This window comes from Streptomyces sp. NPDC058701 (genome assembly GCF_042715295.1).
Classification (GTDB): Bacteria; Actinomycetota; Actinomycetes; order Streptomycetales; family Streptomycetaceae; genus Streptomyces.
This window is the reverse complement of record NZ_JBHXSY010000001.1, coordinates 1-20,523: the sequence shown is the minus strand read 5'-3', so window position 1 is coordinate 20,523 and position 20,523 is coordinate 1. Positions and strand designations below refer to the sequence as shown.

General features: G+C 71.8%; 20 protein-coding genes. 13 read left to right on the top strand and 7 right to left on the bottom strand.

Annotated elements, in window-relative coordinates:
• Window positions 1–110 precede the first annotated feature (110 nt).
• A complete protein-coding gene (locus tag ACFWW8_RS00100; RefSeq protein ID WP_386521452.1) occupies window positions 111–767 on the bottom strand; it encodes a TetR/AcrR family transcriptional regulator in 657 nt (218 codons plus the stop codon).
• Between the two features lie 112 nt (window positions 768–879).
• On the opposite strand from ACFWW8_RS00100, the gene ACFWW8_RS00095 reads away from it, so the two are divergent.
• The 7 genes from ACFWW8_RS00095 to ACFWW8_RS00065 all read left to right on the top strand — a co-directional run bounded on the left by ACFWW8_RS00095 (window position 880) and on the right by ACFWW8_RS00065 (window position 8,026).
• A complete protein-coding gene (locus ACFWW8_RS00095) occupies window positions 880–1,677 on the top strand; it encodes an acetoacetate decarboxylase family protein (protein ID WP_386521449.1) in 798 nt (265 codons plus the stop codon).
• A 1-nt stretch (window position 1,678) separates the two neighbouring features.
• Window positions 1,679–2,563, top strand: a complete 885-nt coding sequence (locus tag ACFWW8_RS00090) for an SDR family NAD(P)-dependent oxidoreductase (protein WP_386521447.1) — start codon at window positions 1,679–1,681, stop codon at window positions 2,561–2,563.
• Between the two features lie 10 nt (window positions 2,564–2,573).
• Window positions 2,574–3,878, top strand: coding sequence for an amidohydrolase family protein (locus ACFWW8_RS00085; protein WP_386521445.1), 1,305 nt, complete (start codon window positions 2,574–2,576; stop codon window positions 3,876–3,878).
• Window positions 3,875–5,098 (top strand): amidohydrolase family protein, encoded by a 1,224-nt coding sequence (locus ACFWW8_RS00080; protein WP_386521442.1) that lies wholly within the window; start codon window positions 3,875–3,877, stop codon window positions 5,096–5,098. The genes ACFWW8_RS00085 and ACFWW8_RS00080 overlap by 4 nt, the downstream gene beginning before the upstream one ends.
• A 184-nt stretch (window positions 5,099–5,282) precedes the next feature.
• On the top strand, window positions 5,283–6,254 hold the full coding sequence (locus ACFWW8_RS00075; RefSeq protein WP_386521440.1) for a sterol desaturase family protein: 972 nt from the start codon (window positions 5,283–5,285) through the stop codon (window positions 6,252–6,254).
• A complete protein-coding gene (locus ACFWW8_RS00070) occupies window positions 6,251–6,955 on the top strand; it encodes a lysoplasmalogenase (protein ID WP_386521437.1) in 705 nt (234 codons plus the stop codon). The genes ACFWW8_RS00075 and ACFWW8_RS00070 overlap by 4 nt, the downstream gene beginning before the upstream one ends.
• A 27-nt stretch (window positions 6,956–6,982) precedes the next feature.
• Window positions 6,983–8,026 carry a zinc-dependent alcohol dehydrogenase family protein gene (locus ACFWW8_RS00065; RefSeq protein WP_386521434.1) on the top strand — a complete coding sequence of 348 codons (1,044 nt, stop codon included), beginning with the start codon at window positions 6,983–6,985 and terminating at the stop codon, window positions 8,024–8,026.
• A gap of 169 nt (window positions 8,027–8,195) precedes the next feature.
• Here the strand turns inward: ACFWW8_RS00065 and ACFWW8_RS00060 are convergent, their stop codons facing one another.
• A complete protein-coding gene (locus ACFWW8_RS00060) occupies window positions 8,196–9,746 on the bottom strand; it encodes a S8 family serine peptidase (RefSeq protein WP_386521432.1) in 1,551 nt (516 codons plus the stop codon).
• Window positions 9,747–10,001: 255 nt separating this feature from the next.
• On the opposite strand from ACFWW8_RS00060, the gene ACFWW8_RS00055 reads away from it, so the two are divergent.
• The 3 genes from ACFWW8_RS00055 to moaA all read left to right on the top strand — a co-directional run bounded on the left by ACFWW8_RS00055 (window position 10,002) and on the right by moaA (window position 13,164).
• Window positions 10,002–10,370 (top strand): DUF485 domain-containing protein, encoded by a 369-nt coding sequence (locus ACFWW8_RS00055; RefSeq protein ID WP_386521429.1) that lies wholly within the window; start codon window positions 10,002–10,004, stop codon window positions 10,368–10,370.
• The gene (locus ACFWW8_RS00050; RefSeq protein ID WP_386521426.1) at window positions 10,367–11,995 is read left to right on the top strand and encodes a cation acetate symporter; all 1,629 of its coding nucleotides are present in this window, start codon (window positions 10,367–10,369) and stop codon (window positions 11,993–11,995) included. The genes ACFWW8_RS00055 and ACFWW8_RS00050 overlap by 4 nt, the downstream gene beginning before the upstream one ends.
• A gap of 179 nt (window positions 11,996–12,174) precedes the next feature.
• Entirely contained in the window at window positions 12,175–13,164 is a 990-nt protein-coding gene (gene moaA / locus ACFWW8_RS00045; RefSeq protein WP_386521424.1) for a GTP 3',8-cyclase MoaA, read from the top strand.
• Window positions 13,165–13,221: 57 nt separating this feature from the next.
• Here moaA and ACFWW8_RS00040 read toward each other — a convergent pair whose 3' ends face one another.
• Together ACFWW8_RS00040 and ACFWW8_RS00035 are read right to left on the bottom strand one after the other, a co-directional pair.
• The gene (locus ACFWW8_RS00040; protein WP_386521422.1) at window positions 13,222–13,488 is read right to left on the bottom strand and encodes a hypothetical protein; all 267 of its coding nucleotides are present in this window, start codon (window positions 13,486–13,488) and stop codon (window positions 13,222–13,224) included.
• A 136-nt stretch (window positions 13,489–13,624) separates the two neighbouring features.
• Window positions 13,625–13,966 (bottom strand): DUF3099 domain-containing protein, encoded by a 342-nt coding sequence (locus tag ACFWW8_RS00035; protein ID WP_386521420.1) that lies wholly within the window; start codon window positions 13,964–13,966, stop codon window positions 13,625–13,627.
• Window positions 13,967–14,142: 176 nt separating this feature from the next.
• On the opposite strand from ACFWW8_RS00035, the gene ACFWW8_RS00030 reads away from it, so the two are divergent.
• On the top strand, window positions 14,143–14,421 hold the full coding sequence (locus ACFWW8_RS00030; protein ID WP_386521417.1) for a GlsB/YeaQ/YmgE family stress response membrane protein: 279 nt from the start codon (window positions 14,143–14,145) through the stop codon (window positions 14,419–14,421).
• 115 nt (window positions 14,422–14,536) lie between these two features.
• Here ACFWW8_RS00030 and tyrS read toward each other — a convergent pair whose 3' ends face one another.
• The 3 genes from tyrS to ACFWW8_RS00015 are packed head-to-tail and all read right to left on the bottom strand — an operon-like array spanning window position 14,537 to window position 18,811.
• Window positions 14,537–15,805, bottom strand: a complete 1,269-nt coding sequence (tyrS, locus tag ACFWW8_RS00025) for a tyrosine--tRNA ligase (protein WP_386521415.1) — start codon at window positions 15,803–15,805, stop codon at window positions 14,537–14,539.
• 52 nt (window positions 15,806–15,857) lie between these two features.
• Window positions 15,858–17,249, bottom strand: a complete 1,392-nt coding sequence (locus tag ACFWW8_RS00020) for a metallopeptidase TldD-related protein (RefSeq protein WP_386521412.1) — start codon at window positions 17,247–17,249, stop codon at window positions 15,858–15,860.
• On the bottom strand, window positions 17,249–18,811 hold the full coding sequence (locus ACFWW8_RS00015; protein ID WP_386521410.1) for a TldD/PmbA family protein: 1,563 nt from the start codon (window positions 18,809–18,811) through the stop codon (window positions 17,249–17,251). The genes ACFWW8_RS00020 and ACFWW8_RS00015 overlap by 1 nt, the downstream gene beginning before the upstream one ends.
• Before the next feature lie 145 nt (window positions 18,812–18,956).
• Here ACFWW8_RS00015 and fabG point away from each other — a divergent pair, with 145 nt between their 5' ends.
• Entirely contained in the window at window positions 18,957–19,676 is a 720-nt protein-coding gene (gene fabG / locus ACFWW8_RS00010; RefSeq protein ID WP_386521407.1) for a 3-oxoacyl-[acyl-carrier-protein] reductase, read from the top strand.
• A 5-nt stretch (window positions 19,677–19,681) separates the two neighbouring features.
• A complete protein-coding gene (fabI, locus tag ACFWW8_RS00005) occupies window positions 19,682–20,452 on the top strand; it encodes an enoyl-ACP reductase FabI (RefSeq protein ID WP_386521404.1) in 771 nt (256 codons plus the stop codon).
• Window positions 20,453–20,523: the final 71 nt, after the last annotated feature.

The window sequence follows — 20,523 nt, the reverse complement described above, 5'->3', positions numbered from 1 at the left end:
CCGGTCGGCACCACCTCGTGTCCACCGGCGCGAGGAACACCGACCGGCCACGGGTCCACGGGAAGCCGCGCCGCGGATACCACCACGGGCGCCGGAGCGTGCCCAGCGAATCAACGGCAGGGCCCGGCGGCCCGGCGGGACGGCCCGGCGGCCTCCGGAAGCAGCGCCGTGACCAGGGACCGCACCGAGAGCAGGAAGATCCGCTCCGGATCGGCCGGGCGGGCCAGGGCCCGGGCGAGGGCGGGATCACGGGGCGCGGCGGCCGGGTCCCAGAGGTCGCTCTCGGCGGGGGACTGGGCGGGGGAGCGCTCGCGGTTGCGCTCGACCAGCAGGAAGCCGACGGCCTGGAACTGGATCACGCGCACCGCGTCGGCCGCCCGGGCACCGCGCAGTCCGGCGGCGTGCACCTCGTGGACGAGGGCCTGCTGCGCGGGCAGGAACATCCGCTCGGTGAGACCGCGTTCGTGGACCATCGCGATCAGGTGCGGCCGGGCCCGCAGTTCGCGGCGCAGGATCCGGGCCACCGACAGGATGCGGGCACCGGGGGTGCGCCCGGCCGGACGGATCGCGCCCATCTCCTCGACGGTCCGCTCCACGAGGGCGTCCAGCAGGGACTCGCGGTTGCCCACGTGCCAGTAGATGGACGTCACCGCGGTGCCCAGCTCGGCGGCGAGCCCCCGCATGGTGAGGGAGGCCGGACCGTGCTGTCTGACCAGGAACGCGGCGGCGTCCAGGACCTCCGCTCGGGTCAGTGTGCTTCTGGCCATTCCCGTTTCGCCCATCTGTTGATCCGTCAGTTCTGCTGCGTGCAAGGCTATTTACCCTTCATCGGCGGCGGTGTAACTGTGTTACAGAACCGACCGAAGGGTGGTGCGAGAGATGGCACGCGTACGGTACGGAGCGCGGACCAAGGCCGAGATCGCGGCGTCGCGCGAGAAGAGCTCCAAGCTCCCCGACATCTGGTCCACGGGCGTGGTGGCGGTCTGGGAGAGCGACCCCGACGTGGTGGCGGCGGTCCTTCCGCCCCCGCTGGGGCCGGCCGACCGGCCCCTGGTGCGGGCCAACATCAGCAAGGTCGACCTGACCGGCTACCCGCTCGGCGCGGGCTCGGTGGCCGTCGCCGCCCGGCACGGCGGGGTCGACGGCTGGTACCCGCTGGTCATGCCGATGACGCACGAGCGCGCCCTGATCGGCGGGCGCGAGGTCTTCGGCGAGCCGAAGAAGCTGGGTGAGGTCACCGTGGAACGCGACGGCCTCGTGGTCCGGGCCGCGCTCGCCCGCCACGGCATCGCGTTCGTCGAGGTCCGCGGGGCGGTGGACCGCGCGCTGCCGCTGCCCGAGCCGACCCGCAAGACCGACTTCTACTTCAAGTTCTCGCCCGCTGTGGACGGTTCGGGCTTCGACGCCGACCCGGTCCTCGTCCACTGCACGCGCAACGAGAAGGTCCGCAAACTGGAGCACATCACGGGTGACGTGGTGCTCCGGGAGTCGATGTTCGACCCCGTGGCCGACCTCCCCGTCCTGCGGATCGTGGAGATCACCATCGGCGAGAAGACCACCGACCAGCGGGGCCGGGTCGTCGAACGGGTCAGCGCGCAGGCCCTGCTCCCGTACATCCACCAGCGCTACGACGACCCCCTGCAGATCCTCGACGGCCCGCCCGAGGGGAGCGTCTGAGATGCGGCTCGAACCCGGACAGGTGGCCGTCGTCACCGGCGCCGCGAGCGGCATCGGCCTCGCGATGGCCCGCCGCTTCGCCGCCGAGGGCCTGAAGGTCGTCCTCGCCGACGTAGAGGCGGGCGCCCTGCGCAAGGCCGCCGGCGAACTCGCCGCGGACGGGGCCGAGGTGCTGGCCCAGGCCGTCGACGTCAGCGACCGCGATGCGGTCCTCTCCCTCGCGGACGCCGCGTACGAGGCCTTCGGCGCCGTCCACGTCCTCTGCAACAACGCGGGCGTCGGGTCCGGCGCCGAGGGCCGGATGTGGGAACACGAGCCCAACGACTGGAAATGGGCCTTCTCCGTCAACGTCTGGGGCGTCTTCCACGGCATCCAGGCCTTCGTCCCCCGCATGATCGCGGCCGGCGACCCCGGCCACGTCGTCAACACCTCCTCCGGTGACGGCGGCATCGCCCCGCTGCCCACCGCCTCCGTGTACGCCGTCACCAAGGCGGCCGTGGTCACCATGACCGAGTCGCTGTACGCCCACCTCAGGGCGGAGGGCGCGGCCATCGGCGCCTCCGTCCTCTTCCCCGGACCGCACATGCTGCGCACCGGCCTGTGGGAGTCCCACCGCAACCGGCCCGAGCGCTACGCGAAGGAACGCCCGCGCAAGACCCCGTACCGCAGCCTCGACCAGTACGAGGCCGCCATGGAGCGCGCCGGGCACGCGGTGGAGTTCACCCCCGTCGAGGAGGTCGCCGAGCACGTCGTCGACGGCATCCGCGCCGACCGCTTCTGGATGCTCCCGGCGAGCGCGCACAGCGACCGGCAGATCCGCGCCCGGTCGCAGTCGATGCTCGACCGCGCCAACCCCGCCTACCTGGAAAGCTTCATCCTCGACTGAGGGGCCCGCCGTGCCTGACGACACCAGTGAAGACCCGTACCTGATCATCTCCTCCGACTGCCACGCGGGCCTGCCGACCGAGCAGTACCGCCCCTACCTCGACTCCCGCTTCCACCGCCGGTTCGACGAGTTCCTGGGCCAGCGCGACGCCCGCCGCGAGGAGGCCACCCGCCTCGGCGTGCGCAACGAGGCCTTCGCGGAGAAGTGGTTCCGCGACCACGAGGAAGGACTCAAGGGCGGCTGGGACATCGGACAGCGGCTGAAGGAACTCGACGGCGACGGCGTGGCGGCCGAGGTCGTCTTCCCCGACGCGGACGCCGTCGACAGCCAGACCGCGGCCCCCTTCGGGGTGGGTCTCGGCCTCTCCGGCGACCTGGACCCCGAACTCGGCATGGCGGGCGCCCAGGCGCACAACCGGTGGCTGGCCGAGTTCGTCGGCGCCGGGGCCGGCAAGAACGCGGCGCGCCACTGCGGCGTCGCCCTGCTGCCCATCACGGGGGAACCGGACACGGTCGTCGCGGAGATCCACCGGGCCAGGGAGTCCGGGCTGGGCGCGCTGATGATCCCCGCGATGTGGGTCGACAAGGCGCCCTACCACGACCGCCGTTACGACCCGGTGTGGGCGGCGGCGGCCGAGACGCGGATGCCGGTCGTCACCCACTCCGGCTCCTCGCCGCGCCACGAGTACGGCGACCACCTGGGCATCTTCGTCTCCGAGGTCACCTGGTGGCCTGCCCGCCCGCTGTGGTTCCTGCTCTGGTCGGGCGTCTTCGAGCGGCACCCGGGCCTCATGTTCGGCGTCGCGGAGTCGGGCTGCTGGTGGCTGCCGAACCAGCTGTGGTTCATGGACCGCCTCTACCTCGGTGCCCACGGCGGCAAGAAGCTCTCGCCGTTCGAGGAGCTGAAGCGCCCGCCCAGTGAGTACCTGGACCGGCAGGTGTTCGTCTGCGCCACGAACACCAAGCGGCGGGAGCTGGCACAGCGCTACGAGATCGGCGTGGACAACATCCTGTGGGGCTCGGACTTCCCGCACCCCGAGGGCACCTGGCCGAACACCCGGGCCTGGCTGCGGAACACGTTCCACGACATCCCGGTCGCCGAGACCCGGCGCATGCTCGGTCTGGCGGCCGCGGAGGTCTTCGGCTTCGACACGGACGCGCTCGCCCCGATCGCCCGCCGGATCGGCCCCACCCCGGCCGACCTGGGACAGCCCGCCGACCAGGGCGCGGTGGAGGCCTCCTGGTCCCGCTCCCGGGAGGTGGGCCGGCACTGGCTGACCCAGCACGACTTCCCCGTGCTGGGGGTGAACCCGTGAGCGCGGCGGACCGCTACACCGTCATTTCGGCGGACTGCCACGCGGGCGCCGACCTGCTGGACTACAAGCCGTACCTGGAGAAGCGCCACCACGACGAGTTCGACGCCTGGGCGGCCGCGTACACCAACCCGTACGAGGACCTGCTCGCGGACACGGCGGACCGCAACTGGAACTCCCGGCGCCGGCTGGCCGAGATGGAGGCCGACGGGATCGTGGCGGAGGTCCTCTTCCCCAACACCATCCCGCCGTTCTTCCCCAACGCCTCGCTGATGGCCCAGCCCCCGACGGCCGGGGAGTTCACCCTGCGCTGGGCCGGGCTCCAGGCCCACAACCGCTGGCTGGCGGACTTCTGCGCGGACGCCCCGGGCCGGCGGGCGGGCGTGGCGCAGATCCTGCTGAACGACGTCGGGGAGGCCGTGAAGGAGATCCGCCGCACGAAGGAGGCCGGCCTGACGGGCGGCGTCCTGCTGCCGGGCGCCCCGCCCGGCAGCGGGGTCCCGGAGCTCTACTCGGCCGCGTACGACCCGATCTGGGCGGTCTGCGACGAGCTGGACGTACCGGTCAACCACCACGGGGGCTCGGCGTCCCCGCCGCTGGGCGACGAACCGGCCGCGCGGGCCGTCTTCATGGTGGAGACGACCTGGTTCTCGCACCGGGCCCTGTGGCACCTCATCTTCGGCGGCGCCTTCCGCCGCCACCCGGGCCTCAAGCTGGTCCTGACGGAGCAGGGCTCCGGCTGGATCCCGGGCGTGATGCAGATGCTGGACTACTACCACGGCCGCCTGGTCGCGGCCTCGGCCACGGCCGAGTCCAAGTTCGGCGCGGGCCTCGCCGACTCCATGGGCAAGGGCCCGAGCGAGGTGTGGCGGGACAACTGCTTCGTGGGCGCGAGCTTCATGCGCCCCCACGAGGTCCCGCTGCGGGACCGGATCGGCCTCGACAAGATCATGTGGGGCAGCGACTACCCCCACGACGAGGGCACCGCCCCGTTCTCCCGAGAGGGCCTGCGCATCGCGTACGCGGGCCTGCCGCGCGAGGAGGTCGCGGCGATGGTCGGCGGCAACGCGGCCCGCGTCTACGGCTTCGACCTCGCCCTCCTGGACGCGCTGGCCGCCGAGCACGGCCCGCTGGTCTCGGAGATCGCCGAACCGCTGACCGAGATCCCCGCGCGGGCCACTAGCCCGGCCTTCGCCCGCGGAGGCTCGGTCCGCGTGTGGTGACCGGCGACCGCCGCCGGGGCGGCTCAGCTCAGGTAGCGGAGCCGCTCCGGCGGTCCGGCCCGGCCCGGGGCGGCGCCGGGGACCCGTGCTGCCGCGCCGTCCGGTGAACCGTCGGTAACACCGATGGATACCGATCGGTAACAACCCCTAGCGGCGCCCGTGAGGCCGCCTCTATGGTGCGGTCATGCCGAACCTGCCCGATGTCGTGCTGTGGTCCATACCAGCCTTCGTGCTGCTCACCGTCATCGAGGTGGTGAGCTACCGGCTCCGTCCGGACGAGGATGCCGCCGGCTACGACACCAAGGACGCCGCCACGAGCATCACCATGGGGCTCGGCAGCATCGGATTCGACCTGCTCTGGAAGATCCCGGTCGTCGCGGTCTTCACCGCGGTCTACGAACTGACCCCGCTGCGCGTGCCGTTCCTGTGGTGGACCGCCCTGCTGATGCTGCTCGCCCAGGACTTCCTGTACTACTGGCAGCACCGCCTCCACCACGTCATCCGCATCCTGTGGGCCTGCCACGTGGTCCACCACAGCAGCAAGCGGTTCAACCTCACCACCGCCCTGCGCCAGCCCTGGACCAGCGCCACCACCTGGTGGTTCTACCTGCCCATGGTGGCCCTCGGCGTGCACCCGGCGGCGATCCCGTTCTGCTACGGACTCAACCTGCTCTACCAGTTCTGGGTCCACACCGAGCGCATCGGGAAGCTGCCGCGGCCCTACGAGTACGTCTTCAACACCCCCTCCCACCACCGTGTCCACCACGCCTCGCAGGGCGGCTACCTGGACCGCAACTACGGTGGCATCCTGATCATCTGGGACCGGATGTTCGGGTCCTGGGTGGGGGAGACCGACCGGCCCGTCTACGGCCTCACCAAGAACATCGACACCCACAACCCGCTGCGCGTGGCCACCCACGAGTACGCCGCCATCGCCCGTGACGTACGCGCCGCCGGCAGCTGGAGCGAGCGCGCCGGCCGGGTCTTCCGCGGTCCCGGCTGGCAGCCGGCCCCGGCCGCGGCCCGGCAGGCCTCCGCCCCGGCCCCCGAGGCCCCCGCCACGCGGGCCGCGCCCCCGCAGACCCCCGCCCCGGCCTCCGCGACCGCCCCCGTGACCGACGCCGCCCCCCAGCCCGTACGGGAGACCACCGCGTGAGCACCGCAGAGTCGGCCGGCCGGCCCGCCCCCTCCTGGGCCGCCGGCCGGGCGCCCGCCGGACGGGACCGGCTCGGCCGGGCCGCCCTCGCCGGGTTGGCCCTCGCCACCGCCGCCGACCTCGGCTCCCTGCTCATCGGCTGGGACCCCGGGCACCTGATCTTCAAGCCGCTGCTGATGCCGCTGCTCGTCGCGTACGCGCTCACCCGCGGCGCACCCCGGCTGCTGGTCGCGGCCCTGCTGTTCGGATGGGGCGGGGACCTGGCGCTGCTCTTCGACGCGGAGCCGGCCTTCCTCGTCGGCATGGGCTCCTTCGCCGCCGGGCACGTCTGCTACCTCGTGCTCTTCGGCCGGCGGCCGGCGAACCCGCTGCTGGCGGGCGGGTACGCGCTCGCCCTCCTCGGGACCGTCGGCCTGATGTGGGGCGACCTCCCCGCCGGCCTGCGCATCCCCGTCGCCGGGTACAGCCTGCTGCTCACCGCCATGGCGCTGCGCTCCAGCACCCTCGGCCTGCGGGCCGGACTCGGCGGTGCGCTGTTCCTGCTCTCCGACACGCTCATCGCCACCGGGGTCGCCGAGTGGCCGCAGCTGCCCCGCCCGGACTTCTGGATCATGGCCACCTACCTGGCCGCCCAGTACCTGCTGGCCACGGGCGTCCTGGCCGCGGGGCGGGCGTACCGTAGGGAAGTCATACAGGACTGACCCCCCGAGCCGGAGGACTGCACCACCATGCGCGCCACCGTCATCCACGCCCCGCACGACATCCGCGTGGAGGAGGTGCCCGACGCCGCGATCCAGCGTCCCGAGGACGCCGTCGTCCGCGTCCTGCGCTCCTGCATCTGCGGCAGCGACCTCTGGGCCTACCGGGGCGAGGCCGCGCGCCAGCCGGGGCAGCGCATCGGCCACGAGTTCCTCGGCGTCGTGGAGGAGACCGGCCGGGCCGTGTCCGGCCTGCGCGCGGGCGACCTGGTCGTCGCGCCCTTCATGTGGTCCGACGGCACCTGCGACTTCTGCGCCGAGGGCCTGTACACGTCCTGCGAGCACGGCGGCTTCTGGGGCTCGGTCGGCCACGACGGCGGCCAGGGCGAAGCCGTCCGCGTACCGCACGCCGACGGCACCCTGGTGAAGCTGCCCGCCGCGGCCGCCTCCGACGACCACCTGCTGACCGGGCTGCTCGCGCTCTCCGACGTCCTGGGCACCGGGCACCACGCCGCGCTGGGCGCGGGCGTGCGCCCCGGTGCCACGGTCGCCGTCGTCGGCGACGGCGCGGTCGGCCTGTGCGGGGTCCTCGCCGCCAGGCGCCTGGGCGCCGAGCGGATCATCGCGCTGGGCCGGCACACCGCCCGTACGGACATCGCCAAGCTCTTCGGGGCCACCGACGTCGTCGCCGAGCGCGGCGAGGCCGCCGAGGCGGCCGTGCGCGAGCTCACCGGCGGCCGGGGCGCCCACGCGGTCATCGAGGCGGTCGGCACCGAGCAGTCCATGCGCACCGCCGTGAACATCACCCGCGACGGCGGGGCGGTCGGCTACGTCGGCGTCCCGCACGGCAGCGGCACCGGCCTCGACCTCGGCCTGATGTTCGACCGCAACATCACCCTGCGCGGCGGCGTCGCCCCCGTCCGCGCGTACATCCCGGAGCTGCTGGAGGACGTGCTCAGCGGCGCGATCGACCCGGCTCCGGTCTTCGACCGGGCGGTGACCCTGGACGGGGTCCCGGACGGGTACCGCGCGATGGACGACCGCTCCGCGCTGAAGGTCCTGATCAAGGCCTGACGCCGCCGGCCGCGCCGCCGGGACGCGCGAGCACGCCCCCGCCGCGGGCGCCGCCGGGACGCGCGAGCACGCCGGACGTGTGGGATCACGCCGGACGTGCGGGAGGGCCGGGCGGGGTGACCCCCGCCCGGCCCTCTCACGTACCGGGTACCGCCGCGCGTGCTACGCGCTACTTGACTGCCTTCAGCGCGTCGACCACGCCGTGGCCGTAGTAGCCCGTCTGACCCCACTTGCTCTCGCAGGTGGTGGCGTCGATCAGGACGCCCGTGGCGTCGTAGACCTGCGCCGGGCAGGCCGTCTTGGTGGCCTGGCCCTTGAGCATCGTCTGGAGCTGCGACGGCGTGGCCTTCGGGTGCGCGCTCTTCAGCAGCGCCGCGACGCCCGCGACGTGCGGGGTCGCCATGGAGGTGCCCTGCTTGTAGCCGTAGCCGCCGGGGACGGTGGACAGGATGCGGCCGTTGGCGTCCGGGGTGGCCGGGACCTGCCACTTGTCGCCGCCGGGGGCCGAGACGTCCGCGACTCCCAGGCCGTAGCTGGAGTAGTAGGACTTGAAGCCCTTGTCACCGGTCGCGGTCACCGTCACGACGCCCGGCAGCTGCGTCGGGACGTCGAGGCAGACGCGCGGGTCGATGGTGCGCGGCACCGGGGTGGTGTCGTTCGGGCTGGTCTCGTCGGTGATCGAGTCGGCCGACAGGTCGTAGTTCTCGTTGCCTGCCGCCGCCACGTGCAGCACGCCCTTGCGCTCGGCGTACTTGCTCGCCCGGCTGAGGGCCTCCACCAGCGCCTTCTGGTCGTCGTCGGTCTTGCAGTTGAAGTACCAGGGGTCGACGTAGTAGCTGTTGTTGGTCACCTCGATCCCCTTCTCCGCGGCGAACATGAAGCCGCAGACGACCGCCTCGGTGTAGAACAGGCTGGTCGCCGGCTCGCTCACCTTGATCGCGGCGATCTGCACGCCCGGCGCGACACCGCTGACGCCGACGCCGTTGCGCGGGGCGGCGATGGTGCCGGCCACGTGCGTGCCGTGGTCGCTGCCGTCGACGTACGGACGCCACGCGCCCTCGGAGGTGTCCGCGACGCCGCCGACACAGTTGGCGGACTGCTCCTTGGAGAAGTTCGCCGCGAGATCCGGGTGGGTGTCGTCCACACCCGTGTCGATGACGCCCACCGTGACGTTCCGGCTGCCATCGTTGATCTTGTGAGCCTCGTCGGCCTTGATCGCTCGCAGGTCCCACTGGTTGGACTCCAGCGGCTCCTGCCCCGGCGCGGCCTGCGCCGCGGCCTTGGCGGCGTCCGCCGTGCTCAGTCGCTGCGTGGTGCCCTCCTCGGTGGTCTGCACCGTCGTCAGCGGGGCCGTACGGGTGGCGCCGACCGACACGAAGAGGCTGCGCTGGGCGCGCAGCTGCTGGGCGAACTCCGGGTTCTGGGAGTGGGCGACGACGACCCCGATCTGCGGATGGGACGTCACCACCGTGCCGCCGGCCCGCTCGATGGCCTTCTTCGCCTGCTTCACCGTGCCGTACGAGGTCAGGTTCGCCACGTACGACAGCTTGGGCCCGGAGGTGTCGGGCTTCGAAGCCGCCGCGGCGCCCGCCGTGTTGCCCAGCGGGGCCGCGGAGGCGGCTATCGCGGGCAGGAAGGCGAGCGAGGCGGTGAGCGCCAGGCCGACCGGAACGGCCAGACGGCCGTGCTTCCGGGCGGTACGCGACCCCAGATGCGCCATGGGTTCTCCACATCATCCGTGAAAAAGCCGCCCTGACGCGGTTGCGCCGGACGGGTTCATGACACAGAAACCTAGTACCGCTGTTCCCTTCTGTGCCATCAGTTCGAGAAATCAGTCTGCAAAGAAGCAGAAGGCGTTGAACCGTCCCGCCGCGCCGGCCGTGCCGTCGACCGGGGGGATCGGCGCCACCGTCCCCCCACGGAGGTTGTTTTGTCCGTCGTCCCGACCGCACCCGCGCCGCAAGGAGAGCCCCCCGTGACCACCGAAGCAGCAGCGCCACCACCGGAGGCCGAGGACACGTCCCGGACGGGTCCCACGGCCGAGGAGTTCACGCGCGTCCAGGACAGCGCCGAGTTCGCGGAACTGCGGCGCTCCTTCCGCTCGTTCGCCTTCCCGCTCACCGTGGCATTCATCGCCTGGTACCTGCTGTACGTCCTGCTCTGCAGCTACGCGGCCGACTTCATGGGCACCAAGCTCGTCGGGAACATCAACGTCGGCCTCGTGCTCGGCCTCGCCCAGTTCGCCACGACCTTCCTGATCGCGTGGCTGTACTCGCGGCACGCCGCCAGCCGCCTCGACCCCAAGGCCCTCGCGATCAAGTCCCGTATGGAGGCCGGAGAATGAGCAGCGCCCTCCACCTGACCACGACCGCCGCGGGCGCCACCGAGCACCGGCCGCTGATCATCACCCTGTTCGGCCTGTTCGTCGTCGCCACGCTGATCATCACCGTGTGGGCCGGCCGCCAGACCAAGAGCGCCGCCGACTTCTACGCGGGCGGCCGCCAGTTCACCGGCTTCCAGAACGGCCTCGCCATCTCCGGCGACTACATGTCCGCCGCGTCGTTCCTCGGCATCGCCGGAGCCATCGCCCTCTTCGGCTACGACGGCTTCCTGTACTCCATCGGCTTCCTCGTCGCCTGGCTGGTGGCCCTGCTCCTCGTCGCCGAGCCGCTGCGCAACTCCGGCCGCTACACGATGGGCGACGTCCTCGCGTACCGGATGCGCCAGCGCCCCGTACGGACCGCCGCCGGCACCTCCACCATCGTGGTCTCGATCTTCTACCTGCTCGCCCAGATGGCCGGCGCGGGCGTGCTCGTCTCGCTGCTCCTCGGCATCACCAGCGACGGCGGCAAGGTGGCCGTGGTCGCGCTGGTCGGCGTCCTGATGATCGTCTACGTGACCATCGGCGGCATGAAGGGCACCACCTGGGTGCAGATGATCAAGGCGGTGCTGCTGATCGCGGGCGCCCTGCTCATCACGGTGCTCGTGCTGGTCAAGTTCAACTTCAACGTCTCCGAGCTGCTGGGCAAGGCCGCGGAGAACAGCGGACAGGGCGCCACGTTCCTCGAACCGGGCCTGAAGTACGGCCAGGACTCCACGACGAAACTCGACTTCATCTCGCTGGGCCTCGCCCTGGTCCTCGGCACCGCCGGACTCCCGCACATCCTGATCCGCTTCTACACCGTCCCGACGGCCAAGGCCGCCCGCAAGTCCGTCAACTGGGCCATCGGGATCATCGGCGCCTTCTACCTGATGACCATCGCCCTCGGCTTCGGCGCCGCCGCCCTGCTCAACCGGGCCGACATCCTGGCGTCGAACAAGGCGGGCAACACCGCGGCGCCCCTGCTCGCCCAGGAGATCGGCGGCGGAGCCGGCTCCACCGGCGGCGCCGTCCTGCTCGCCGTGATCTCGGCGGTCGCCTTCGCCACCATCCTCGCCGTGGTCGCCGGCCTCACCCTCGCCTCCTCCTCGTCCTTCGCCCACGACCTCTACGTCAACGTCATCCGCAAGGGCAAGGCCACCGAGAAGGAGGAGGTGCGCGCCGCCCGCTGGTCCACCGTCGTGATCGGCGCCGTCGCCATCGGGCTGGGCGCCCTCGCCCGCGACCTGAACGTGGCCGGCCTGGTCGCGCTCGCCTTCGCGGTCGCCGCCTCCGCCAACCTGCCGACGATCCTCTACAGCCTCTTCTGGAAGCGCTTCACCACCCAGGGCGCCCTCTGGTCCATCTACGGCGGCCTGATCTCGGCCGTCGGCCTGGTGCTGTTCTCCCCGGTCGTCTCCGGGAAGCCCACCTCGATGTTCAAGGACGCCGACTTCTACTGGTTCCCCCTGGAGAACCCCGGTCTCATCTCCATCCCGCTCGGCTTCCTGCTGGGCTGGCTGGGAACCGTCCTGTCCAAGGAGAAGGCCGACGCCCAGAAGTTCGCCGAGCTGGAGGTCCGCTCGCTCACCGGAACAGGGGCGCACTGAGATCGTACGAACACCCAGCGTGGCCGCGTCGTACGTCCCTACGACGCGGCCGCGGCGCCTCTCGTTCTTTCGGGCACCCCTGTGGGCCACCGGAGTCGCGTAGGCTCGAAACACAGCGCGCGCGGTACGTCCTCAGCTGCGCGAACCCTACTGAACCTGGACAGGGGAGGGGGCCCACAGTGCTTCTCGACACCTACGGCCGCGTGGCCACCGACCTGCGCGTATCGCTCACCGACCGGTGCAATCTCCGCTGCACGTACTGCATGCCCGAAGAGGGCCTGCAGTGGCTCGGAAAGTCCGACCTGCTGAGCGACGACGAGATCGTCCGGCTGATCCGCATCGCGGTCACCCGGCTCGGCATCACCGAAGTCCGCTTCACCGGCGGCGAGCCGCTGCTGCGGCCCGGCCTGGTCGGGATCGTCGAGCAGTGCGCGGCCATGGAGCCGCGCCCCCGGATGTCGCTCACCACCAACGGCATCGGCCTCAAGCGCACCGCGCAGGCCCTCAAGGCCGCGGGCCTGGACCGGGTGAACGTCTCCCTGGACACCTTGCGGCCCGAGGTCTTCAAGACCCTCACCCGTCGGGACCGGCACAAGGACGTCATCGACGGCATGGCCGCCGCCCGCGAGGCCGGCCTCACCCCGGTGAAGGTCAACGCGGTGCTGATGCCCGGCCTCAACGACGACGAGGCCCCCGACCTGCTGGCCTGGGCCGTCGAACACGAGTACGAGCTTCGCTTCATCGAGCAGATGCCGCTCGACGCCCAGCACGGCTGGAAGCGCGACGGCATGATCACCGCCGGGGACATCCTGCGGTCCCTGCGCACCCGCTTCACGCTCACCGAGGAGGGCGCCGACGAACGCGGCTCCGCCCCGGCCGAGCGCTGGGTCGTCGACGGCGGCCCGGCCACCGTCGGCGTCATCGCCTCGGTCACCCGGCCCTTCTGCGGCGCCTGCGACCGCACCCGGCTCACGGCCGACGGCCAGGTCCGTACGTGCCTGTTCGCCACCGAGGAGTCCGACCTGCGGGCCGCCCTGCGCTCGGGCGCCCCGGACGAGGAGATCGCCCGGCTGTGGAAGGTCGCGATGTGGGGGAAGAAGGCCGGTTCCGGTCTGGACGACCCGTCCTTCCTGCAGCCCGACCGCCCGATGTCGGCGATCGGCGGCTGAGCTCCGGGCGGACGAATCCCGGGCGGACGAACCCCGGGCGGGTCGGGCCCGACCGGGTCAGGCCCGCTCCGAGCCCTCCGGCTGCACCCACTCGTCGAGGTTCACGACGTCCTTGAGGAAACCGCGCACCCCCAGGAACTGGGACAGGTGCTCGCGGTGCTCCTCGCAGGCCAGCCACGTCTTGCGCCGCTCCGGCGCGTGCAGCTTCGGGTTGTTCCACGCCAGGACCCAGACGGCCGCGTCGCGGCAGCCCTTGGCGGAGCAGGTGGGGGAGTCGGCCTCGGGGCCGGAGGATCCAGGGCCGGAAAAGCTGGGGAAGTTCACGGCTCAACCCTAGAACGGAAAGGCGACGCCGAGCAGCCACGGGGGGAGCTGCCCGGCGTCGGTCCGTCGCTCCGACGGGGGATGCGGAGCGCGTAGGCAGTATGTCACGCAGGACCCGGTGCGGTGCACCGGAACTTCACGATTGATCCGAGCCGTTCGTGAGCTTTCCGGCGTCCAGTGCGGGGCGCACAGGGGCCGGAACGAAGTGCGACGGCAGCGACGGCGTCGACTCGCGGCCCGCGTTGGCGATGACCACGGCGACGTACGGCAGCAGCGCGCCGGCGACGAGCGTCACGATCGCCACGGGACGCTGGACGTTCCACAACACCACCGTCGCGATGACCGACAGGGTCCGGACGACCATCGAGATCACGTACCGGCGCTGGCGTCCCCGCACGTCCTCGGCGAGCCCCATCCGGGCACCGGTGATCCGGAAGACCTCGGCCCCGTTCCGCTTCCGCCGCCTGGTCCGCTCCATGCTCCACCACCCGATCACCCGCCGGACGCTCCCGGTCCGGACCCTCCCACCGTACGCCGCCCCTCCCGACGTGGGGAGAGGGGGTGCCCCCTGACGGCCCTGTCCGAAATGCGTCGTACACGCTCCTGCCCGAGACTGGGCGCACGTGCGCACAACGCGCCAGGAGGAGGCTCGACATGAGTTGGTTGTGGGCGATCATCGTCGGTTTCGTGCTGGGCCTGATTGCCCGGGCCATCCTGCCGGGCAAGCAGCACCAGCCCCTCTGGCTGACCACGATCTTCGGCATCCTCGGCGCCGTCCTCGGCAACGCCGTCGCCACCTGGATCGGCGTCAACGACACCAAGGGCATCGACTGGATCCGGCACCTGCTGCAACTGGCCGGAGCGGTCCTCATCGTCGGCCTCGGCGACCTGCTCTACAACGCGGTCCGCGGCAACAAGCGGCACACGACCTGAGGGACCCCGGCGGACCCGGACCCGCCCGCGCGGGTGGCCGGGGCGCGACGGAGGGGTCGGCCGGACCACGTGTCCGAACCGGCCCCTCCGCCGTACCCGCGGCGCGTCCCGGGCGTCAGGCGCCCGTGACCTCCACCGCGGCGAGGTTCTTCTTCCCGCGGCGCAGCACCAGCCAGCGCCCGTGCAGCAGGTCCTCCGCGGCCGGGACCGCGTCCTCGGCGGTGACCTTGACGTTGTTCACGTAGGCACCGCCCTCCTTCACGGTCCGGCGGCCGGCCGACTTGCTGGCGACCAGTCCGGTCTCCGCGAACAGGTCCACGACCTGGCCGAGCCCGGCTACCCGGGCGTGCGGCAGCTCGGAGAGGGCCGCGGCCAGCGTGGCCTCGTCCAGCTCCGCCAGCTCGCCCTGGCCGAACAGCGCCTTCGACGCGGCGATCACGGCGGCGCACTGGCCGGCGCCGTGCACCAGCGTCGTCAGCTCCTCCGCCAGCGCCCGCTGCGCGGCACGCGCCTGCGGCCGCTCGGCGGTCTGCGCCTCCAGCGCCTCCAGCTCCTCACGGCTCCGGAACGACAGGATGCGCATGTAGGTGGAGATGTCGCGGTCGTCCACGTTCAGCCAGAACTGGTAGAACGCGTACGGCGTCGTCATCTCCGGGTCGAGCCAGACGGCGCCGCTCTCGGACTTGCCGAACTTCGTGCCGTCCGCCTTGACCATCAGCGGCGTCGCCAGCGCGTGCACGACCGCGCCCGGCTCCAGCCGGTGGATCAGGTCGAGACCGGCCGTCAGGTTGCCCCACTGGTCGGAGCCGCCCTGCTGCAGTACGCAGCCGTAGCGCCGGTACAGCTCCAGGAAGTCCATGCCCTGGAGCAGCTGGTAGCTGAACTCGGTGTAGCTGATGCCCTGGTCGGACTCCAGTCGGCGGGCGACCGAGTCCTTCGTCAGCATCTTGTTGACGCGGAAGTGCTTGCCGATGTCCCGGAGGAACTCGATGGCGGAGAGGCCCGCCGTCCAGTCGAGGTTGTTCACCATGACCGCCGCGTTCTCGCCCTCGAAGGACAGGAACGGCTCGATCTGGGTGCGCAGCCGGGTCACCCAGTTCGCGACGGTCTCCGGGTCGTTCAGCGTCCGCTCGGCCGTCGGCCGCGGGTCGCCGATCTGCCCGGTGGCCCCGCCGACCAGCGCCAGCGGCCGGTGCCCGGCCTGCTGGAGCCGGCGTACGGTCAGCACCTGGACCAGGTGACCGACGTGCAGCGAGGCCGCCGTCGGGTCGAAGCCGCAATAGAACGTGACCGGACCGTCCGCGAACGCCTTGCGCAGCGCTTCTTCGTCGGTGGACTGGGCGAACAGCCCGCGCCACTTCAGTTCGTCGACGATGTCCGTCACGGTCTCTCGACTCCTTCGATGCCTTGAATTGCCGTGGCTCAGTCTAGGTGGGTCAGACGCCCTTGCTGACCGAGCTCATGTTGAAGTCCGGGATGCGCAGGGCGGGCATTGCGGCCCGGGTGAACCAGTCGCCCCATTCGCGCGGCAGCGTCTTCTCCGTCCGCCCCGCCTCCGAGGCCCGCGACAGCAGGTCCACCGGGGACTCGTTGAACCGGAAGTTGTTGACCTCGCCGACGACCTGCCCGTTCTCCACCAGGTAGACGCCGTCCCGGGTCAGACCCGTGAGCAGCAGCGTGGCCGGGTCCACCTCGCGGATGTACCAGAGGCAGGTCAGCAGCAGGCCCCGTTCGGTGCCCGCCACCAGCTCCTCCAGCGACTTGTCACCGCCCCCGTCCAGGACCAGGTTCCCGAAGGCCGGGGACAGCGGCAGGCCGGTCAGCGCGGCGCTGTGCCGGGTCGTCGTCAGCCGGGCCAGCTCGCCGTCCCGGATCCACTCGGTCGCCGGGACCGGCAGACCGTTGTCGAACACCGAGGCGTCGTCGCCCGAGCTGTGCGCGATCACGAACGGCGCGGACTCCAGGCCTGGCGCGTTCGGGTCGCTGCGCAGCGTCAGCGGCAGCCGCGACAAGCGCTCGCCGACCCGGGTGCCGCCCCCCGGCTTGGCGAAGACCGTCCGGCCCTCCACCGCGTCGCGGGCGGCCGCCGACCACATCTGGTAGATCAGCAGATCGGCCACAGCCGTCGGCGGCAGCAGGGTCTCGTACCGCCCGGCGGGCAGCTCGACCTTCCGCTCGGCCCACCCCAGGCGGACGGCCAGCTCCGCGTCCAGCACGGTCGGGTCCACGTCCTTGAAGTCCCGGGTGGCGCGGCCGGCCCAGGCCGAGCGCTGCCGGTCCGGGGACTTCGCGTTGAGCTCCAGCGTGCCGTTGGGCTGGTCGTGGCGCAGCCGCAGGCCCGTGGAGGTGCCGACGTACGTGGAGACCAGCTCGTGGTGGGCGAACCCGTACAGCTCCCGGCCGCCCGCCCGGGCCCGGGCGAAGGCCTCGCCGAGGGCCGGCGCGAAGTCCGCGAACACCGCCGAGGAGGTCTCGGCCGGAGCGTCGGCGAAGTCCGGCGAGGCCGGGGTCCCGGTCACCAGCGGCTGCGCGTCCTCGGCCGGACCGGCCCCGCGGGCGGCCGCCTCGGCGGCCCGTACCAGCGGCTCCAGGTCCGCGGCGGTGACGGCGGAGCGCGAGACGACCCCCGAGGCCGTGCCCTCCTTGCCGTCGACCGTCGCGATGACGGTCAGGGTCCGGCCGCGGGTGACGCCGTTGGTGGTGAGCGCGTTGCCGGCCCAGCGCAGGTTGGCGCTGGACTCCTCGTCCGCGATGACCACGCAGCCGTCGGCGGTGGAGAGCTCCAGCGCCCGCTCGACGATCTCGTGGGGCTTGGTTCGGGTCGACATCAGCGTCCGGCCTCCTGCGTGGTGTTGAGGATGTTCACGTCGCGGAACAGCGCGGACGGGCAGCCGTGCGAGACCGCCGCGACCTGCCCCGGCTGGGCCTTGCCGCAGTTGAAGGCGCCGCCCAGGACGTAGGTCTGCGGGCCGCCGACCTTCTCCATCGAGCCCCAGAAGTCGGTGGTCGTCGCCTGGTACGCGACGTCGCGCAGCTGCCCGGCCAGCCGGCCGTTCTCGATCCGGAAGAACCGCTGCCCCGTGAACTGGAAGTTGTAGCGCTGCATGTCGATCGACCAGGAGCGGTCGCCGACCACGTAGATGCCGCGCTCCACCCCACCGATCAGGTCCTCGGTGGACAGACCGCCCGGGTCGGGCCGCAGCGAGACGTTCGCCATCCGCTGGACGGGCACGTGCCCGGGGGAGTCGGCGTACGCGCAGCCGTTGGAGCGCCCGAGGCCGGTCAGCTTCGCGATCCGCCGGTCCAGCTGGTAGCCGACCAGGGTGCCGTCCTTGACCAGGTCCCAGCTCTGCGCCGCGACGCCCTCGTCGTCGAAGCCGACCGTGGCCAGTCCGTGCTCCGCGGTGCGGTCACCCGTCACGTTCATGATCGACGAGCCGTACTTCAGCTTGCCCAGCTGGTCGAAGGTGGCGAAGGAGGTCCCCGCGTACGCCGCCTCGTAGCCCAGCGCCCGGTCCAGCTCGGTGGCGTGGCCGATGGACTCGTGGATCGTGAGCCACAGGTTGGAGGGGTCCACCACGAGGTCGTAGCGGCCGGCCTCGACGCTCGGGGCCCGCATCTTCTCGGCGAGCAGACCGGGGATCCGCTCCAGCTCGTCGTTCCAGTCCCAGCCGGTACCGGTCAGGTACTCCCAGCCGCGCCCCGCGGGCGGGGCGATGGTGCGCATCGAGTCGAACTCGCCGGTGGTGGCGTCCACGGCGACCGCGGTGAGCTGCGGGTGCACGCGCACCCGCTGCTGCGTGGTCGAGGTGCCCGCGGTGTCGGCGTAGAACTTGTTCTCGTGGACGGCGAGGAAGGAGGCGTCCACGTGCGCCACCCCGTCGGCCGCCAGCAGCCGGGCGCTCCAGTCGGCGAGCAGCGCCGCCTTCTCCGCGTCGGGGACCGCAAAAGGGTCCACGTCGTAGGCGGAGACCCAGGTCTTGTCGGAGTGCACCGGCTCGCCGGCCAGCTCCACCCGCTCGTCCGATCCCGCGGCCCTGATCACCTGGGCGGACAGCTTCGCCATGGCCACGGCCTGCGAGGCCACCTTCGCGGCGGCGTCCATGGTCAGGTCGACACCGGAGGCGAACCCCCAGCTGCCGCCGTGCACCACCCGGACCGCGAACCCGAGGTCGGTGGTGTCGGAGCCGCCGGAGGGCTTGGCGTCCCGCAGCCGCCAGGAGGCGCTGCGGATCCGCTCCAGCCGGAAGTCGGCATGCTCGGCGCCCAGCGCACGCGCCCGGGCGAGCGCCGCGTCGGCGAGCGCCCGCAGGGGCAGCGCGGTGAAGGCCGCGTCGATGGTATGGGGCACGGAAGTCCTCCCGGGGTCGGGGCCGGTCGCCCCGATCATGTCGCGATCGGAGCTCAAGTACCTACATGTTTCTGTAGGGAATCGACAGAGCGGGTCGCCAGGCCCTGTCGGAGCCCGATTCTCCGTACAGGGGGTACGGCCTATAGGTTTTTGGTATTCAGACCGCTAGCGAAAGGGTGATCCGTTGAGCCGCTCGGTTCTCGTCACCGGAGGAAACCGGGGCATCGGCCTCGCCATCGCCCGTGCCTTCGCGGAAGCCGGAGACAAGGTCGCGATCACGTACCGCTCGGGCGAGCCGCCGGAGGCGCTCACCTCCCTCGGCGTTCTGGCGGTCCGTTGCGACATTACCGATTCCGAGCAGGTGGAGCAGGCCTACAAGGAGATCGAGGACGCCCACGGAGCGGTCGAGGTGCTGGTGGCCAACGCCGGCATCACCAAGGACACGCTGCTGATGCGCATGTCCGAGGAGGACTTCGCCTCGGTCGTGGACACGAACCTCACCGGCACCTTCCGTGTGGTCAAGCGCGCGAACCGTGGCATGCTCCGTGCCAAGAAGGGCCGCGTCGTCCTGATCTCCTCGGTCGTGGGCCTGCTGGGCTCGGCGGGACAGGCCAACTACGCGGCCTCCAAGGCCGCGCTGGTGGGCTTCGCCCGCTCGCTCGCCCGTGAGCTGGGCTCGCGCAACATCACCTTCAACGTGGTCGCCCCCGGTTTCGTGGACACCGACATGACGAAGGTGCTCACCGACGAGCAGCGCGCGGGCATCGTGGGCCAGGTGCCCCTGGGCCGCTACGCGCGGCCCGAGGAGATCGCGGCAGCCGTGAGCTTCCTGGCGTCCGACGACGCCGCGTACATCACCGGAGCCGTCATTCCCGTTGACGGCGGATTGGGCATGGGTCACTGATCACCATGAGCGGAATTCTCGAGGGCAAGCGCGTCCTCATCACCGGAGTGCTGATGGAGTCCTCCATCGCCTTCCACGCCGCCCGGCTGGCCCAGGAGCAGGGCGCCGAGGTCATCCTCACCGCGTGGCCGCGGCCGTCGCTGACCGAACGCATCGCCAAGAAGCTGCCCAAGCCGGTGAAGGTGATCGAACTCGACGTCACCAACGACGAGCACCTGGCCCGCCTCGAAGGCCTCGTCCGCGAGGAGCTCGGCGGCCTCGACGGGGTCCTGCACTCGATCGGCTTCGCGCCGCAGGACGCCCTCGGCGGCAACTTCCTCAACACGCCGTTCGAGTCGGTGGCCACCGCGATGCACGTCTCCGCGTTCTCGCTCAAGTCGCTGACCATGGCCTGCAAGCCGCTGTTCCCGGCGGAGGGCGCGGCCGTCGTCGGCCTCACCTTCGACGCGCAGTTCGCCTGGCCGCAGTACGACTGGATGGGCCCGGCCAAGGCCGCGCTGGAGGCCACCAGCCGCTACCTCGCCCGCGACCTGGGCAAGGAGAAGATCCGCTGCAACCTGGTCTCGGCCGGTCCGATCGGCTCCATGGCCGCGAAGTCCATCCCGGGCTTCGGTGAGCTGGCGGACGTCTGGAACCACCGCTCCCCGATGGAATGGGACATGAGTGACCCGGAGCCGACGGGCAAGGCCATCGTGGCCCTGCTGTCCGACTGGTTCCCGAAGACCACCGGCGAGATCGTCCACGTGGACGGCGGCCTGCACGCGATGGGCGCCTGACGGCTCCCCACCCTCCGTACGGCGGCGGCCGCGCTCCCCCCCCCCGCGCCACCCGCCCCCCCCCAACCCCG